The sequence below is a fragment of the Armatimonas sp. genome, assembly GCF_043757465.1.
Classification (GTDB): domain Bacteria; phylum Armatimonadota; class Armatimonadia; order Armatimonadales; family Armatimonadaceae; genus Armatimonas.
The window spans coordinates 20,503-37,786 of the sequence record NZ_JAYVPL010000041.1 but is presented as its reverse complement, the minus strand read 5'-3'; the positions used below and the strand labels follow the sequence as shown (position 1 = coordinate 37,786).

9 protein-coding genes are annotated in these 17,284 nt (G+C 59.0%); 5 read left to right on the top strand and 4 right to left on the bottom strand.

The genetic code is table 11. The features are described from left to right. The first annotated feature begins 5 nt into the window (after positions 1–5). Together ACH2ED_RS05335 and ACH2ED_RS05330 are read left to right on the top strand one after the other, a co-directional pair. Positions 6–8,369, top strand: coding sequence for an amino acid adenylation domain-containing protein (locus ACH2ED_RS05335; RefSeq protein ID WP_395089172.1), 8,364 nt, complete (start codon positions 6–8; stop codon positions 8,367–8,369). Further along, entirely contained in the window at positions 8,366–8,983 is a 618-nt protein-coding gene (locus ACH2ED_RS05330) for a 4'-phosphopantetheinyl transferase family protein (RefSeq protein WP_395089171.1), read from the top strand. The genes ACH2ED_RS05335 and ACH2ED_RS05330 overlap by 4 nt, the downstream gene beginning before the upstream one ends. Positions 8,984–9,073: 90 nt before the next feature. Here the strand turns inward: ACH2ED_RS05330 and ACH2ED_RS05325 are convergent, their stop codons facing one another. The 3 genes from ACH2ED_RS05325 to ACH2ED_RS05315 form a co-directional block, all read right to left on the bottom strand. Further along, the gene (locus ACH2ED_RS05325; protein WP_395089170.1) at positions 9,074–11,878 is read right to left on the bottom strand and encodes an ATP-binding protein; all 2,805 of its coding nucleotides are present in this window, start codon (positions 11,876–11,878) and stop codon (positions 9,074–9,076) included. Next, positions 11,875–12,660, bottom strand: a complete 786-nt coding sequence (locus ACH2ED_RS05320; RefSeq protein ID WP_395089169.1) for a PEP-CTERM sorting domain-containing protein — start codon at positions 12,658–12,660, stop codon at positions 11,875–11,877. The genes ACH2ED_RS05325 and ACH2ED_RS05320 overlap by 4 nt, the downstream gene beginning before the upstream one ends. A gap of 85 nt (positions 12,661–12,745) precedes the next feature. Beyond that, complete coding sequence (locus ACH2ED_RS05315; protein ID WP_395089168.1) at positions 12,746–13,360, bottom strand: ComF family protein; 615 nt, start codon at positions 13,358–13,360, stop codon at positions 12,746–12,748. Between the two features lie 33 nt (positions 13,361–13,393). On the opposite strand from ACH2ED_RS05315, the gene ACH2ED_RS05310 reads away from it, so the two are divergent. From ACH2ED_RS05310 to ACH2ED_RS05300, 3 genes are read left to right on the top strand one after another with little or no spacing between them, the layout of a single operon-like run. Next, entirely contained in the window at positions 13,394–14,167 is a 774-nt protein-coding gene (locus ACH2ED_RS05310; protein WP_395089167.1) for a glucose 1-dehydrogenase, read from the top strand. Further along, entirely contained in the window at positions 14,164–15,366 is a 1,203-nt protein-coding gene (locus ACH2ED_RS05305; RefSeq protein ID WP_395089166.1) for a CAP domain-containing protein, read from the top strand. The genes ACH2ED_RS05310 and ACH2ED_RS05305 overlap by 4 nt, the downstream gene beginning before the upstream one ends. Then, on the top strand, positions 15,363–16,616 hold the full coding sequence (locus tag ACH2ED_RS05300) for an MFS transporter (protein ID WP_395089165.1): 1,254 nt from the start codon (positions 15,363–15,365) through the stop codon (positions 16,614–16,616). The genes ACH2ED_RS05305 and ACH2ED_RS05300 overlap by 4 nt, the downstream gene beginning before the upstream one ends. Here the strand turns inward: ACH2ED_RS05300 and ACH2ED_RS05295 are convergent. Beyond that, on the bottom strand, positions 16,613–17,254 hold the full coding sequence (locus ACH2ED_RS05295) for a YdeI/OmpD-associated family protein (protein WP_395089164.1): 642 nt from the start codon (positions 17,252–17,254) through the stop codon (positions 16,613–16,615). The genes ACH2ED_RS05300 and ACH2ED_RS05295 overlap by 4 nt on opposite strands. Positions 17,255–17,284: the final 30 nt, after the last annotated feature.

The following is a 17,284-nucleotide window of genomic DNA, read 5'->3' as shown; positions in this document are numbered from 1 at the left end:
GACGTATGGACGAGACACGACGTATGGACGAGACACAAGGTATCGCCGTGGTTGGCATGGTTGGACGCTTTCCGGGCGCACCCGATCTGGAGACCTTCTGGCACAATGTAAGCACTGGAGTTTGCTCACTCTCGACTTTTGCGGCAACCGATGACCCCACCTACGTGCCCGTACGCGGGACGCTCTCAGGTGCCGAGGAGTTCGACGCGGGCTTCTTTGGCTACCAGCCCCGCGAGGCCGAGGCCACCGATCCTCAGCAGCGGGTCTTTCTAGAATCGTGCTGGGCCGCCCTCGAAGATGCAGGCTACGTCCCTGAAAACTACCCTGGCTGCATTGGGCTGTGGGCGGGAATGAGCAACAATACCTACCTGCACCTCGTGCGCCAGAACCCGGAGCTGGAGCGCACTGCCGGCGCCATGACGGTGATGCTGGGCAACGAGAAAGACTATGTCGCCCTGCGCGTGGCCTACAAGCTCGGGCTGCGTGGCCCCGCGATAGCGCAGAACACCGCCTGCTCGACATCGCTTGTGGCAGTCGTGAACGCGGTGAATGCCCTCCAGTCCTACCAGTGTGATATGGCGCTCGCGGGTGGTGTTGCGATTTATTTCCCCCAAGAACACGGCTATACTGTCGTTCCCGGGAGCATTCTCTCGCCCGATGGCACGGTTCACGCCTTTGATGCGCAGGCCAACGGCACGGTCTTTGGCTCCGGTGTCGGGGTGGTTGTGCTCAAGCGGCTCGAAGACGCTCTCAAAGACAACGACACGATCCATGCCGTGATCCGTGGTGCAGCGATCAACAACGACGGGGCCGATAAAGCGGGCTTCACCGCACCGAGTATCTCCGGGCAGGCCGATGTGATTGCACTCGCGCAGGCACTCGCGGGAGTCAGCGCCGACGAAATTAGCTATGTCGAAACACATGGCACAGGAACGCAGCTCGGCGATCCTATTGAGATTGCGGGCCTGACCCGTGCGTTTCGAGAGACCACAGAAGCCACGCAGTTCTGCGCTCTGGGCACGCTCAAGCCCAATATCGGGCATCTCGATGTCGCCTCAGGAGTCACTGGGCTTATTAAAACAATTCTGGCGCTCAAGCACCAGCAGCTTCCCCCCGCGATTCACTTCAGCAAACCCAACCCCAAGATCGAGTGGGCCACCAGCCCGTTTTTCGTCAATACAGAACTTCAGCCCTGGCGCATAGAAAATGCCACAACACGCATTGCGGGTGTCAGCTCGTTTGGCTTTGGCGGCACCAATGCGCATGTGGTGATCTCGGAAGCCTCCCTGTCCCCTCAGCTCCCATCCAACGGAGGAGAAATGCTGTGCCTCTCTGCACGCTCCGAGACGGCGCTGGAGAGTGCGGCGGCGAATCTCGCGCAGCATCTCGCCAAGCACCCGGAACAGTCACTCGCCGATGTGGCCTACACCCTACGCGTCGGGCGGCGGGAGTTTGCGCACCGACGCGCCGTGCGTGTCGAAGATAGTGCTGGTCACAGTGATGCAATAGCAGCGCTGACCGATAAGAAACGTGGGGCCTGGGGAAAAGCACTGGAAAACCCCGCGCTGGTCTTTCTCTTTCCCGGCCAGGGCTCCCAGAGCTGCGGCATGGGCAAGAGCCTTTACGAGAGCAGCTCCGTGTTCCGCGCTGCCGTGGACGAGTGCGCGGAGCTGCTCAAGGGCCCACTTGGTCTCGATATTCGTGACGTGATCTTTGGCGACGACGAGGCAGCGCTCAGCCAGACTGCGATCACGCAGCCCGCTCTCTTTGTGATCAGCTACGCCAGCGCGAAGCTCTTTGAGTCGCAGGGTGTCACGCCTAGCGCCATGCTGGGGCACAGTCTCGGAGAGTATGTCGCGGCGCACCTTGCCGGGGTTTTCTCGCTCCCTGATGCTCTCACCATTCTCGCGGAGCGCGCACGGCTCATGCAGAGCCTGCCTGGGGGCGCGATGCTTGCCGTGCGCCTGCCCGAGGCTGAGGCGGCACCACTTTTTGCAAAATTTGACCTGTCACTGGCCGCCGTCAATGGCCCGAACCTCTGCGTTGGCTCGGGAACTTTTGAGCAGATCGCCGCGCTCGAAGCCACGGGAATTGCCTGCAAGCGCCTGAAAACCTCGCATGCCTTCCACTCCGCCATGACCGAGCCAATCTTAGATGAGTTCGAGCGCTTTGTTGCCACACTGCCACGAAACGCCCCAACACAAGCGATTGTCTCGACGCGAACCGGCACCTGGCTCACAGAATCTGAAGCGATATCGCCACGCTACTGGGCCGAGCAGCTTCGCAGTACCGTCCGCTTCGATGCAGCACTCTCAGTGTTGCTCGAAACCCCAAACTCGATCTTTATCGAGTGCGGCCCCGGGCGCGTTCTCACGACGCTTGCCAAGCAGTGCCCGGAAAAACCACGCACGCTCACCACCGACGACGACCCGCTGGCCCAGCTCTGGGTCGCCGGAGTTTCCTTGCCTGAGCCCTCCACGGCTCGCCGTGTCTCTTTGCCGACCTACCCCTTTGAGCGTCAGCGCTACTTTGCGCAACCAAAAATCAACGAAACTGTAACCACGCCTATGTCTGCACCTAGCCCCTTAATCACCCTCGACCGTAAGCCCCGCCTGCTCGCGGAGATTCAAGAGACCCTCTCCGATCTCTCTGGCATGGCGACAGGCGATATCGCCGCCGATGCCAGCTTCTCGGAGCTGGGCTTCGACTCGCTCTTTCTGACGCAGGCCGCGCAAGCGCTCGCCAAGCAGTTCGGCGTGAGCATTGCGTTTCGTCAGCTCATGGAGGATCTCTCGACGCCTGCCGCTCTGACGGGCTACGTGGATGGCTTGTTGGCTCCTGAAGCCCCCCTAGCCCCCGTCCAACGGGGGGAGGAAATTACCTTTGAGCTCCCCCGCCCAGCGGAGGGTGGGGTGCTGGCTACAACGGATGGCTCTATCCAGGCTCTTGTTGCCCAGCAGCTCGCGATCATGCAACAACAGCTTGCGCTGCTCTCTGGCGGTGGTGCTACTGCACAAACGGTGCGCGTTGCCCCACCTGAGCCCGCTAAGCCCACGCTGAACATCGCCTCCGCGCCCAATGTACCAAGTGCAAGGGGCGGCGAGCCCACGGGCAACCATGGCCCGTTCCGCCCGATTCAGAAGACGGCCACAGATGAGTTCACGCCGCAACAAAGAGAGCACCTGGCAGAGCTCACACAAAAGTATCTCGCCAAGACAAGCAAGTCCCGTGAGTACACCATCCAGCACCGCGCAAAGCTCTCCGATCCGCGTGCCGTGGCGGGGTTTAAGCCGTTCTGGAAAGATCTCGTCTACCCAATAGTCGCTGAGAGTTCTAAGGGCAGCCAGATTATTGACATTGACGGTAATAAATACGTTGATATGACGATGGGATTTGGGCTGAATTTCTTTGGACACGGGCCAGATTTTTTGATCGAGGCCGTGAAGAAACAGCTTGAGCTCGGAATCGAAGTCGGGCCACAGTCGCCGCTGGCCGGGCCGGTGGCGGAAAAACTCTGCGCCTATGTCGGGGCGGAGCGAGCAATTTTCTGTAACACGGGCTCAGAGGCCGTCATGGCCGCCGTCCGTGCCGCTCGCACGGTGACGGGCCGCGACAAGATCGTGATGTTCTCAGGAGCCTATCATGGCGTCCATGATGAAGTTCTTGTGCGCGGCAACGGGCGTGGCAAGTCGTTTCCCATTGCGCCGGGCATCCCGAACTCGGCGGTAAGCGAGACGATTATTCTGGAGTACGGCAGCGACGAAGCGCTTCAGGTAATCCGGCAGCGTGCAGGGGAGATTGCCGCGATCTTAGTGGAGCCGATCCAGAGCCGCCATCCGGAGCTGCGCCCCATGGAGTTCGTAAAGACACTCCGCGCCCTTGCCAGCGAGCACGAAATCGCCTTTGTCTTTGATGAGATCGTCAATGGCTTCCGGCTTGGCAGACGCGGCGCGGCGGGAGTCTATGAAATCGAGCCGGACATGCAGACCTTCGGGAAGATTCTCGGAGCAGGCATTCCCGTCGGGGCGCTGACCGGAAAAGCGAAGTTTCTGGATGCGTTTGACGGAGGACAGTGGGGGTACGGCGACGACTCCTTCCCCTCAGTGGGGATGACGTTCTTTGCCGGGACTTTCGTCCGCAACCCCCTCGCCATGGCCGCCGCCAACGCCGTTCTGGAGCGCCTGAATGCAGACCCAACTATTGCGGATCGCATCTCGGCACGTGGCGAGCAGTTCGGAGCACGCCTCGATGCAGTGCTCAAAAAATGGGGCGTCCCCTTCCCACTAGAGCGCTTCCGTTCGATGTTCTATCTCAATACGCACGGTGCGACGACGGGTGGCTTGCTACACTACCACCTGCGGCTCCGCAATGTGCATATCTGGGAGAACCGCCCCTCGTTTCTCTCGACGGAGCACACCGACGCCGACCTTGACTTTATCCTGGATGCCTTTGAGCAGTCCTGCGCCGCCATGGCCGCGGGGGGATTCTTAACGCCCCCTGCTCCCGTGACCCTTCCCACCACGCCACAGCAGCGCGAGGTCTGGCTGGCCGCCCACGAGAGCGAGACTGCCTCTCTTTCCTACAATGAGTCCATTGGAATTCATCTGGAGGGTGATCTCGATACCAACCAGCTCACCCAGAGCCTGCAAAGTATTGTCGAGCGCCACGGTGCCCTCCGCGCCACGTTTAGCGAAGACGGCACCACCCAGACAATTGCTCCCACGCTCACACTGGACATCCCCCTCACAGAGACCGACGAGCCAGGAGTGGCCGCACTCCAGAAGGAAGAGGCATCGCGCCCTTTTGATCTCGCGCACGGGCCACTTCTGCGGGCCCGGCTCGTGCGCGTCTCCTCAGATCGGCATGTTTTCTTGCTCACCGCGCACCATATTGTCTGCGACGGCTGGTCGTGGGCAGTATTACTGGATGAGCTGACGAAGGGCATGGCGGGAAAAACACTCCCACAGCCCTACGACTTTGCTGAGTTTGCACAGAAGCCCGCAAACAACGACGATCTAAGCTGGTGGAAAGCGCACCTGGAGAGCCCCGTGCCGCCGCTCGCGCTCCCCACGGATCAGACACGCCCTGCGGTCTTTACCTACCGTGGAGATCGCGTCCACCGCCTTCTCCCCGAGAGCCTGGTCGGGTCACTGCGCAAGTTCTCCGGCAAACAAGGCGCGACGCTCTTTGCGACGCTCTTCACTGCCTACGAGACACTCCTACGCCGCTTGACGGGGCAGAATGAGCTGGTGATCGGGGTTCCGTCGGCGGGCCAGACCACTATCGAGACCGATGCGCCTCTGGTCGGCCACGCGGTTAATTTGCTGCCCCTCTCCCTCCGGCAAGCGAAGGGAGAGAGTTTTACCGAGCTCCTTGCCCGGCGCAAACGCCAGATTCTGGATGCCTTCGACCACCGTGACTGTACATTCGGGACCCTAGTCAGTGCCCTGAACTTGAAACGTGACCCAAGCCGTAACTCGCTGGTCTCCACCACGTTCAATCTGGAGCGCACGGGCGGCGGCGATCTGGGCTTTGTCGGCCTTACCAGCCACATGAGCAAAGCGCCGCGTGTTGCCTATCAGTTCGAGCTGGGCTTTAACCTCGTGGACGATGGCAAGACAATTGAAGTTGAGGCCAGCTACAACCCGGATTTATTTACCGAAATCACTATCACGCGCTGGTTATCGCACTTTGAGACGCTGCTCGAAGGCATCCTCGCCCAGCCCGAGAGCGAGCTAGCGATGCTTCCTTTGCTTGGTCGAGACGACATAAGACAGCTACAAGCCTGGGGCGATGGCGGCACGATTGGCACTACCGGGCGAAGCTTCGCGCCACTGGCGGAGCTTTTCGCCGAGCAAGCCGCAAAAACGCCCACTGCCCCTGCCGTAACCGACGGCAAAAAGTCCCTCACCTATGCGGAGCTCAAGGCCAGCGCCGACACGCTCGCCGCGCAGCTCCGTGCGGCAGGTGTCGCGCCGGGCCAGGGTGTTGCCATCGAGCTTCCGCGCTCCGTGGAGACAATCACCGCCGTCCTGGGAGTTCTTAGCGCTGGGGCGTTCTATGTCCCCGTTGATCCCGCCTACCCCAAAGAGCGCCGTGAGTGGCTGCAAAAAGACAGCGGGGTAGTCGCAGCCATCACTCCCCTAGGAATCACCCCCGCCGGGCGAGGGCAAGGGGGGGAAGTCCGTGATCAAGCCGCGCTGCTCTATACGTCGGGCTCAACGGGCGAGCCGAAGGGGGTGCGGATTGCGCAGAAAGCCATTGCACGCCTGGTGAAGGACGCCGACTGGCTGGCGTTCGCAAACCAGACATTTCTCTTTCACTCCGCCTTTGCGTTCGACGCGACTCTTCTGGAGATATTTGGGCCGCTCCTCAACGGCGGCAAGCTTGTGGTGGCTCCCGATGGCCCGCTCACACTTGCGGAGCTCGGGCAGTGCGTCCGTGAAAACAAAGTGACGACGCTCTGGCTGACGGCGGGGCTATTTCATGCCCTGGCAGACAGCGGGCTTTCGGACTTTACAGGAGTTGAGCAGCTTCTGGCAGGCGGCGATGTACTCTCCGCGCCGCAGCTTGCCAAAGCACTCCAAGCACTTCCCCAAACGCGCTTCTTCAACGGCTACGGCCCGACGGAGAACACGACTTTTACCTGTGTCCATGCCATCACTCTTACAGATACAGACAAGGGGAGCATTCCCATTGGCAAGCCCATCACGGGCACCAGCGTCAGGATTCTGGATGCAGCAAGCCAGCCCTGTCCAACGGGCATTATGGGCGAGCTCTACACGGGCGGCGAGGGCCTAGCGCTCGGTTACCACAACGATCCAGAGCGCACGGCGGAGAAGTTCGTCGTGGTTCAGGGCGAGCGACTCTACCGAACGGGTGATCTTGCCCGCTGGCGCACCAACGGAACAATTGAGTTCTTTGGACGTGCCGATCAGCAGGTAAAAATCCGTGGAAACCGCGTCGAGCTAGGCGAGCTGGAAGCGGCGCTCTGTCGCCTCCCCGGTGTCCGTGAAGCTGCTGCACTGGCTCCTATAGACACGCATGGAAGCCGCTCACTGGTGGCCTACGTGGTGGGCGAAGCGCAACCGGGCACGCTCAAACAAGCCCTCCAACTTTCGCTCCCACCCTATCTCGTCCCCTCGGTAATCATCGCCGTCGCGGCGCTCCCACTCAACGCCAGCGGCAAGATAGATAAGAAAAAACTATCCACCCACCCCTCCTCCGTGGAGGAAGGGGCGGCGATGCGAGGAACGAGCGGCGCCGGGGTGGGTTCGGAAGCGGCGGTAGGTTCAGTGGAATCTCTCTTCGCCGAGGCTCTTGGTTTGGAGAGCGTCGGCCCGGACGATGACTTCTTCGCGCTGGGCGGCGACTCCCTCAAGGCCATCCGCCTTTTCGCCCGCATCGCAGCCGAGTTTGGCAAGCGCCTCCCGCTCTCCGCCCTCTTCGCCACTCCCACCCCAAGTGGAATCGCCTCACGCCTTGCCCCAAATACTCCCCTTTCCTCTCCGAAGGAAGGGGCCGGGGAATGGGTTCAAGAGACCAGGGATTCAGTTCGAGGAACCCTGGTCCCCCTACAGCCCAACGGCAGCCGGGCACCACTTTTTCTGATCCACCATGTCCAAGGCATTGTCGTGCTCTACCACGATCTGGCAAAGCATCTGGGGGATGAGCAGCCCGTTTTTGCCCTAGAGGCAGCGGGCATTGACGGCGAGACCGAGCCGCATGACTCGATTCTCGCGATGGCGCAGGACTACGCCTCGCTGATTCAGAGGCAATTCCCCGACGGCCCCTACCGTGTCGCAGGCTTCTCCTCGGGAGGAATTGTCGCGCTAGAAGTCGCACGGGTGCTCCGTAACGCTGGAAAAGTGGTAGAGTTTGTTGGAATGTTTGATAGCTACGCGCCCGAGTACCACCGCCTCCACCCCGAGTTCACCAACCCGGAAACAACAGCGCAGCGGCTTGCGTCGCACTTCAGCATGTTCCGTAAGCTAGACACGAAAAGCCAGGGTGAGTATCTCAAAGGGCGGCTCAAGAAGGTCCAAGGGCGGCTCAAGCCTGCGGCGACCGAGGAGCCCGACAAGGCATTCTGGGAGGCGCTGGGGCGCGTTCGCCAGGCACAAGAGAAAGCGATCCACGAGCACTTCCCCGCAGCCTACGAAGCGCCCGTAACACTCTTCCGGGCACTTGAGCACAGTGCTCCCTGGGATGAAGAGCTTTTCTGGGGAGAGGCTCTGCCGCAGGTGGAGCTCTGCGATGTGCCCGGTGACCACCACCTGCTGATTCAAGAGCCCTTTGTGCGGACACTAGCCCAAGAGCTAACGCAGCGGCTTGCCCCCCCCACCCTACGCCTCGTCAAGGCAGCATGATCCGTCTCAGCGCCCCGGAGGGGATCGCCGTCTGGCAGCTAGCGCTAGACAGCACGATCCCTTCGGACTGTCTTTCCCCCGAGGAAGAAGAACGGGCAGCCCGTTTTCGCTTCGCACGTGATCGCCATCGCTACCGTGCCTGCCGGAGTGCCCTGCGTCTTGTGCTCGGCGAAGCGCTTGGAGTTGCTCCTGAGGCAGTTGTCTTCACCTACGGCCCCTACGGAAAACCGGAGTGTGAGCTGACCTTCAACGTCTCTCACAGTGCCGGACTGGCACTGATCGCTCTGGGTGCCGAGGGCGTGGATATCGAAAAAATCCGGCAGGACATCGAGCCCAAGACCCTGGGGCGTAGCGTCTTTACGGCCACCGAGCTTGCGGCCATCACGACCACTGAGGATTTCTTTGATGCCTGGACCGCCAAGGAAGCGCTGATCAAGGCGGAGGGCGGCGGGTTCTCGTCGCCGCTCTTGAAACGGACGGTCTGGCCGACACTGGAGCCCGAGCTGGCGGAGCACTACGACGTGATCCGCCTCATTCCTGAGCCTGGATTTGCAGCGGCGCTCGCGATCCGTCAGATAAAAAAAGCCGCCAGACAGGTGTCTGGCGGGTCTTAGTCTCGTCTCGCTCTCGGTTCTAAGGTATCTTAGAGCCTCGCACTACTTTTATTGGTGTTTATACCAGGGTTCTTTAGATCAATCTCTCGCTTAATTTTCCGACAACCAACCCATCACTTTTGCGGGAAAAAACTCAGTCTCGGCAACAGAGAGCAGGGCAGGCACCCCATTACTCAGCACCTCCCTTAGCTCCCCAACCAACTGCTCTTGAAATTCGAGTCGTGTCAAGCCATAGGTCTTCCGCAGCGTGTCGGATACGTCTAGAGCTTCGAAAGCTCGGTGCAGGTGCTTCTGCTGGAAGCTGAGCCATGCCACTAAATCAAGCGTGGCAACCAGGCTCTCACGGTAGCCATTGCGCTGACTTAGTGCGAGCGTTTCGCGGAGAAGTGGCAGAGCGATCTCGGGCTTTTCTGTCCGCAGTGCCGCCTGAGCTTGTCCAAGCAAACACGCAATGATGCCACGCCAGTCCTCCGTCTCCCGCAAGGTCTTGAGCGCGATCTGATAGGTACGTTGAGCCTCCGGTAGTTTTCCTTTGCGAACAGCGATATCCCCCAGGTTGATCCGGGCATGGGCAGCGTGAATCGGGTCACGACGGCTTTCATAGAGTGCCAGACTTCGGGTAAACGCCTCTTTTGCACGCTCCAGATCTCCCAGTCCAGCGGCTCCTGCCCCGATACAGTTCCAGACTTGCGCCTCGCGAACTCCGTCTCCGATCGCCTGCCGAATCACCAGTGCCTCATCAAACAAAAGAAGTGCTCTGGGGAACTCCCCGCGTGACAGAGCATTGATCCCCAAGTTCATCTTAAGAGCTGCCTCCCCATGCGGGTCGTTGAGCGAGATTTTAAGAGCCGCCTCATAGTGTGTGTCTGAGTTATACAGATCTCCCCAACTGTAGGCAATCATTCCGAGAACTGTCCGTGCCGTTCTCTCCAGTTGGGCCGCGGAGACGTTTTCCTTGCCCCGGCAAAGAGCAACGCACTGTTCCAGGAAATGCACAGCAAGGCTTGCATCCTCTCCGTTCCACTCCAAGCGCCCTGCTGTCAGGAACAGCTCCGCAACCAGAAGCGAGTCTCCCATCTCAGTACGACGCTCCAAGAGGCGCTGGATTCGTGCACGACCTTCTCGCAACCAGCCACGGGTCTCCCAAAAACGCCAGAGGCCCACCACCATCCGGGCCGCAGCCTCAAGGCTCCCTGAGACCAGAAAAAACTCCTGGGCTGAGCGGATATTGGCAGCATCACTTTCTAGCTTAAGTAGCACTGCTTTCTGTCCAGGACCGCGTAGCTCCCGCGCATAGTCGGCAACTTCTTGCTGGAAGTGCTCGGCATGGCGCAAACGTAGCTGACGCGCAAGCGTCGGAGCCTCGGACTCCAGGAGCTGCGCACCATACTCTCGGAGACTGTCCTGCAGCAGATAACGCTCCCCCTCACCCGGTCGAATCCGCAACAGACTCTTATCACGCAGATTGATAAGTACCTCAAGCACATTGCTAACATGGCAGATCTCGGCACAAACCGTCTGAGCAGCCCATATACTGAAGCCATCTGTAAAGCACGAAAGCCCCAGAAACAACTGCTTCTCCGTTGTACTCAGGGTCTGGTAGCTCCAGTCAATCGTCGCACGCAGGGAACGATGGCGCGGGTGGAGGTCGCGCATCCGGCTGGCAAGAACCGTCAAGCGCTGAGCCAGCGCCTCACAAATTGCGTCCAAAGAGTGGGAACGAACCTGGGCCGCTGCGAGTTCGACAGCCAGTGGATTACCTTCAAGTTGCTGGCAGAGGGCATCTAAAATCCCTTCCTCCTCGTGCGCGACGGAAAAATTTTGCCGGGCTTGCTGGGCGCGCTCAGTAAAAAGAACCACCGACTCTTGCAGAGTCAACGGCTCCAGTGAGTACTCATGTTCCATGCTTAAATAAAGAAGATTCCGTGATGTCACGAGTACCTGGAGCCGCTCGGTTCCTTTCAAGAGCACGGCAATCTCATCGGCAAGCTCTTCGAAGCGCTCTCCTCCATCCAATATCAAGAGGGCACTTGCCGTTCGGAAGTGCTCACAAAGCTGCTGCAGAGGGCTCTTTTTAGGATCTTCCACAAGACCACAGGAATGAAGTAGCGTGGGCGCGAACTCATCGGAGCGCGCGAGAGGGATGGCATCCACGTACCAGATACCCTCAGGATAGTGCCAGAGGAGTTCCCCCACGCAATGGAGAGCAAGCCGCGATTTGCCACTACCTCCCAAACCTGTGATGGTCACCAAGCGCACTTTTTTTTCGACAAGTAGCCCCTGAAGCTTTTCGTTATCGGCCAGCCGCCCAACAAATGAGGTTGTCTCAGAAGGCAGATTATGAGGATGCGAGGACTCACTTTTCAGGATAGGAAAGTTCTCGGGCAGGCCTGCTGCCACGACCTGAAAGATATGCTCAGGCTCTTCGATACCACGAAGGCGGTGCCATCCCATATCCCGCCACGAGACCAAATTCGACTGTACTTGTTGCTTCAGTGCTTCAGCGACCAAAATCTGTCCGCCATGTCCCGCATCGCGCATCCGGGAGACACGATTGAGGGGCATGCCAAAGTAGTCCTCATCGCGCTCCTCGACCTCTCCACCGTGCAACGCGATCCGTACCCGAAGCGATCCGATCTCTCCCCAGTCCTCGTTGTGCAGAGCACGCTGCACCTCAACAGCTGTTGTCAACGCTGCCTCGGCATTTGTAAAAGCGATGCAGAAGGCATCCCCGATTGTCTTAAAGACAGTTCCTTCTTGCGAGAGGGCTGTCTCACGAAAAATAGTATCGTGCCGAGCAAGAGTATGCCGCATTGCAATAGGGAAACGCTCCCAGAGCGGCGTGCTCCCTTCAATATCGGAAAATAAGAAGAATCGTAGAACGCTTTCTGTCACGATGAAAATTGCCTACAACGGTGACGAGCTCCCCCGAGCCCTAGCAGTCCCAAGAGAGTGAGACCAATCGTGGCGGGTTCCGGCGCTGGTCCAAACGGCATGATCCCGCCTCCCGGGTTAGGAGTGTTGAAGATACCCGCATTCGGCGAGGGAGTATTGAGAGTGCCAGGGACAACATCCATGAAGTAGTGGACTATCCCTGCCTGCGCAGCGGGGTAACCCACATGAAAATTGAAGGTTCCCGCCTGACCCGATGCGATCAGAGCACTCCCCACCCCTCGGTAAAAATGCAGAGTACTGTACACAGGAGCCCCCGTATAGGCCAAAGCATCACCATTGTAACTGCCGATTGGATTCAGGTAGGCCACTTGGAAGTTTGCCGCGTTGCTCCCCACTCCCAACGTAGTGGGTGACTCAAGAAACCCAAGCTGTGTTCGACGGGAATCCCCCACTAAGTACTGCGGCATACGAAATGTCACTGACAAAAAAGTATCTCCTGTCAGATTTGTCATTGAGTACGAGTTGAAGTGGATCACTGGATCGGATACAGGTGTGACAATAATAGCATTTCCACTCATTCCAAGAGGATCAAGAGCGGATGTGTATCCGCCATTGATAGTGCCTGTGTTTATAAAAGCAGCCGAACCACCGAAAAAATCTGTTTGAAAGCTACCAAATGAATTATGATAACCTATTTCAACAGCCGTTTGGGCTTGAGACGGAGCACAGGTAAAGAGAATCAGAGACACTAAAGCGAGGTTACATAGAATCTTGCGAGACATTGTCATTGTTCCTTATTTCTAGAGATATTCCAAAGTATAGAGGAACACAGAACAATGCGATAGCCCTAAAGGGGGGCATTTCAGGTTAGCCTCTCCAAACACGTCCCAGCACAAGCATCTGTACCTCCGCAGCTCCGTGGTCGAGTAGAAGGCGGCGACAAGCACGCAGAGTGGCCCCAGAGCGCGCGATGTCGTCGAGGAGCAACACGGGCTTGCCGAAAAACAGCACCTCGTTCTCTACCCGAATCGTCTCCTGATGCAAGTGCATGTAGCTGGGCCCACCGTAGCCGATACGCCGAATTTTGGTATGGCGCACCAAGCACCCTGTGGCATCCACGCGCTCCCCAGACTCGGCGAGCTTCTGTGCCAGTGCTCGAATGGGGGTATCGGTCGTAAACGGGTTGTGCGACGGCGCGACGGCAACCGCGATTCCCTCAGCGAGCATCGGGGCGATTTGCTCCGTGAAGCGCTTAATCGGCCACTTGCGCTCGTTGCTCAGGGCATCAATCCAGCGCGTGAGCTTGGCGGAAGCCTCAGCGTCTTTGAGCTGACGCGCACTGTAGCCGCTCTCTCCGCCCTCCTGCACAAAACGCAGCATGCCCTGGGTCTCTAAGTTTTGCTTGATCGCCAGATAATCGCCAAGTGCGACGATCTTCTCTAAGTTCTCCCGCAGGGCGAAATCCGCACTAAAAATAGCCATACTGCCCTATTTTATCGGTTATAATTCTGTTCTATGCGACTTCAAGGAAAATCAGTAATCGTGACTGGGGCGGCCCAGGGGCTCGGAGAGGCACTCGCACAACGTCTGGCAAGTGAAGGCTGCTCCGTGCTTCTGGCGGACCTGAGCGAGGAAAAAGCAGTTCTGGCGGCGACGAAAATCGGCGGAAGTGCGATTGGCATGCGTGCGGATGTGACAAGCGCGTCTGACTGTGAGGCGATGGTGGCACGCGCCGTGGCGGAATTTGGTAAGCTCGATATTCTGATCGCCAACGCCGGAATCCTGATCGCGGGCGATGTGTGCGAGTTTGATCCCGAAAAATGGAAAAGAGTCATTGATGTCAATCTAGGCGGCTACTTTATCTCAGCGCAGGCGGCATGTAAACAAATGGCGCAGCAGAAAAGTGGCTGTATTGTGCAGATCAACTCAAAATCGGGCAAGAAAGGTAGCCTGCGCAACTCAGCGTACGCAGCCAGTAAGTTCGGTGGGATCGGACTAACGCAGAGCCTCGCGCTGGATATGGCCCCCCATGGGGTACGCGTAAACTGTGTCTGCCCCGGCAACTTACTGGACGGCACACTCTGGCAAGACTCACTGTTTGGACAGTACAGCCAAACCCAAGCGCTCACGAAAGAGCAAGTACGAGAAAAATATGAGTCGCAGGTGCCGCTCGGACGCAGCGCGACCTATGCAGATATCGCAGGTGTGGTGGTTTTTCTGTGCACCGAGGACGCGGGCTACATGACCGGGCAGGCACTCAATGTTACGGGTGGACAGGAGATGCGGTGAAACGACTGGCTCTGGCAGCGCTTCTGTTCGTACTTTCCATGCCTCAACAGAACCTCTGGGAAGGCTCCGAGCCGCGTCCCCAGGGTAAGACGCCACTGGAGAAGCCCGTCTTGGTCTGGCAAATGCAGCCCAAGGGCGCACAGCTACGCCGGATTCAAATGCGTGTCAATGGCCAGCCCATTCCCACTCGCTATGACAACGAGAGCCATAGTATTATCGGGGAACCTCAGGAGCCGCTTCCCTTAGGCCCTGTGAAGGCTGTCTGCGAGGTCTGGCTCTCCAACGACAAAGGGGTGGATATGGAGTGGGAGTTCACCCGTGTGCTCAGTCCTCCCCCGCCCCCCGCCCCGGATAGCGCCCAGCAAGACACCCTCACGCATCTCAATCACCTCCGGCGTGCCGCACTCCTGTCAGACGCCGTCCTTCAGCCTGCACTCTGCCTGGCAGCCGCCCGCCACAGCCGCTATCTCTGGGCCAACAAGCTGGAGCTCACCCACGCGCAGCAGCCCGAGAAATCTGAGTTCTACGCCGCCACTCCCGGTGAGCGCGCAGAGAAGGCGGGGTTCTATGATCCGTGCTATGAGGTCGTGGCCCAGGGGCCCAGCGCACTGGCCTCGGTTCAGAGTCTGGTGGATGCCCCCTACCACCGCGCTGCCTTGCTCCAGCCAGGGGCATTTCCCGCAGGAGTGGGAATCGCCGGGGATCGTGTCACGGTGCTTTGTGGAGCGAGTACAGGCAGAGAAGTCCTGGTTTACCCGGCAGACGGCCAGCTCGATGTGAATGTCCAGTGGACCGACACCGAGACTCCCGACCCCCTCCGGCTCTACCCGGGTGCCGCCCGAACGACGGGCTATCCAATCACGCTCCATCTCTACGGAGTCACCGAAAAACCCGAGCTGGTTGAGGCCGCGCTCACCGGCCTGAACAATATCCCTGTTGCGTGCTACACAAACTCTCCCAGCAACGATAGTGAGCTCGACGACATGATCCTGCTGATTCCCAAGCAGCCGCTTCTGCCTCTCACCACCTACCGTGCACACATTGTCGTAAAAGAAGGGAATGGGCGGGAGACGGCACGCTCCTGGCAGTTCACCACCGGAAAGGCTGTTGCGCCGTCCCCCCCGCCTAAACCCACCGTAAAACCGGCCCCAGCCCCCAAGCCAACCCCGGCCCCACCGCCTAAGAAAAAAAAGAAATGACTCTAAAATCAATCTCTCCACAGCAGTGGAAATCCGGCATCGCCGCCTGGCTCGGCTGGCTCTTCGACGGCTTAGATATCCATCTCTACACCGTCGTCGCCCCGGTATTCGTGGCACTTTTGCTCCAGAGCTCTTCGACAACATCTCCCGATGTTAAAGAGAAAGCTGCCTACATTCAGGCAGCCTTTTTGGTGGGCTGGGCGCTGGGCGGTGCGTTCTTTGGACGGTTGGGTGATATTTTGGGCAGGAGCCGCTCGCTGAGCTTGACGATCCTCACCTACGCGGTGTTTACCGGACTGTCGTCGGTGGCGCAGACCTGGCAACAGCTTCTTATTTTCCGATTTATCGCTGCACTCGGAATCGGTGGGGAGTGGGCTGTGGGCTCCGCACTGCTCTCGGAGACGTGGCCCAAGAGCTGGCGCGGCTGGCTGGCGGCGACACTCCAGACGGGCGTGAATATCGGCGTGCTCCTAGCGACTCTCACCACCTACCTCATGGCGGGCAACGAGCGCTGGGTTTTCCTGGTGGGAATTCTCCCAGCCCTCTTCGTCTTCTGGATCCGTAAAAATGTCCCCGAGCCCGACGAGTGGAAAGCCGCTAAAGAGAAAGACGAGAAGGCGCCTGGCATCGCCGATCTGTTCCGCCCCCCGGTTCTCACAACCACGCTACGGGTCGTCGCGGTCTGTTCCACCTCACTCACGGCCTGGTGGGCGTTTCAGTTCTGGCATCTCCAGCACCTGCGTAGCCTCCCGGAGGTACAGGCGATGGATAAGCTCGCGATCACGCAGCTCGCCAGTAAGACATTCGGGTGGATCATCGGCATCTCGATTCTAGGGAACTACTTCGCCGGGTTTCTCGCCCGGAAACTAGGCTACAGAGCCGCAATCGCCGTCATGCTTCTGGGCTTCTGCCTTGCCAACACCGCCGCGTACATCGTCCCCCGTAGCGCCGCCGCGCTTCTGCCTTTCCTGCCCGTTGTTGGGTTCTTTTCAGGGGTATTCGCGCTCTTCACGATGTACCTACCGCCCCTTTTCCCCACACTCTTGCGAACGACGGGGGCGGGATTTTGCTATAATATCGGACGGATCTTCGCGGCAGCGGGCACGGTTTTCTTTGTTCTGATCAACCCTGTCGGCGATATGCGCCTCTCTTTGATCGCGCTCAGCCCCCTGTTTTTCCTGGCAATGTGCTTTGCCCTGATGCTTCCTGATCTGCGCGATGAACCCGATGAAAGACAGGCGGCGAGCTAGCGGCGCTGTTTATTTCGGAGCAGCTCGACGGCTTCCGTGATGCGCTTGGTGCGGGTTTCAGGGCGCTTGGCAGCTTCGATCCAGCGGACATAATTTTTTCGGTAGAACGTCGGAATAGATTCGAAGAAAGCCCTTGCTTCGGGGACAGCGATAATTGCATCACGGAAGTCCGAAGAGAGTTCGTAGAGCTGTGGGCCTTCGGGCGAGAGCTCCACTTCAACATCGGCGCTCAGATCAAGCTGGGAATCACGTCGAAATGCCGGGCCAAGCAGGAGAATAAAACCGTCGCGGTCGGATTGGAGTGGGCCGCGAACGGGGTGCCCTCCGAGAGTTCCCGTGACATCGTGGCGCTCTCTTGGCCCCCACGTGTCATTGGGATCAAAAGGAATCGGTACGGCAACACTGGTTCCGCGCACGGAGAGTGCAGTGGTAAAGCGCTGGAGCGGTGTGGCCTCGATCTGCACATGCGCTGCCGCACCGCGCGCGGCGGACTCTTCGGCGGGCGAGAGAAAGCCATCGCCATTGGTGTCCATCCGGTCAAATGCGGGCCGAAGCAGCTCGGGAAGCTCCTCCCGGCTTAGCTTACCATCGTTGTTAGTGTCAAACGCTTTAAAAAGTGGGTGGGTGTTATCTGGCATCTTCGAATCCTCTTACCACAAGTTGGGCTC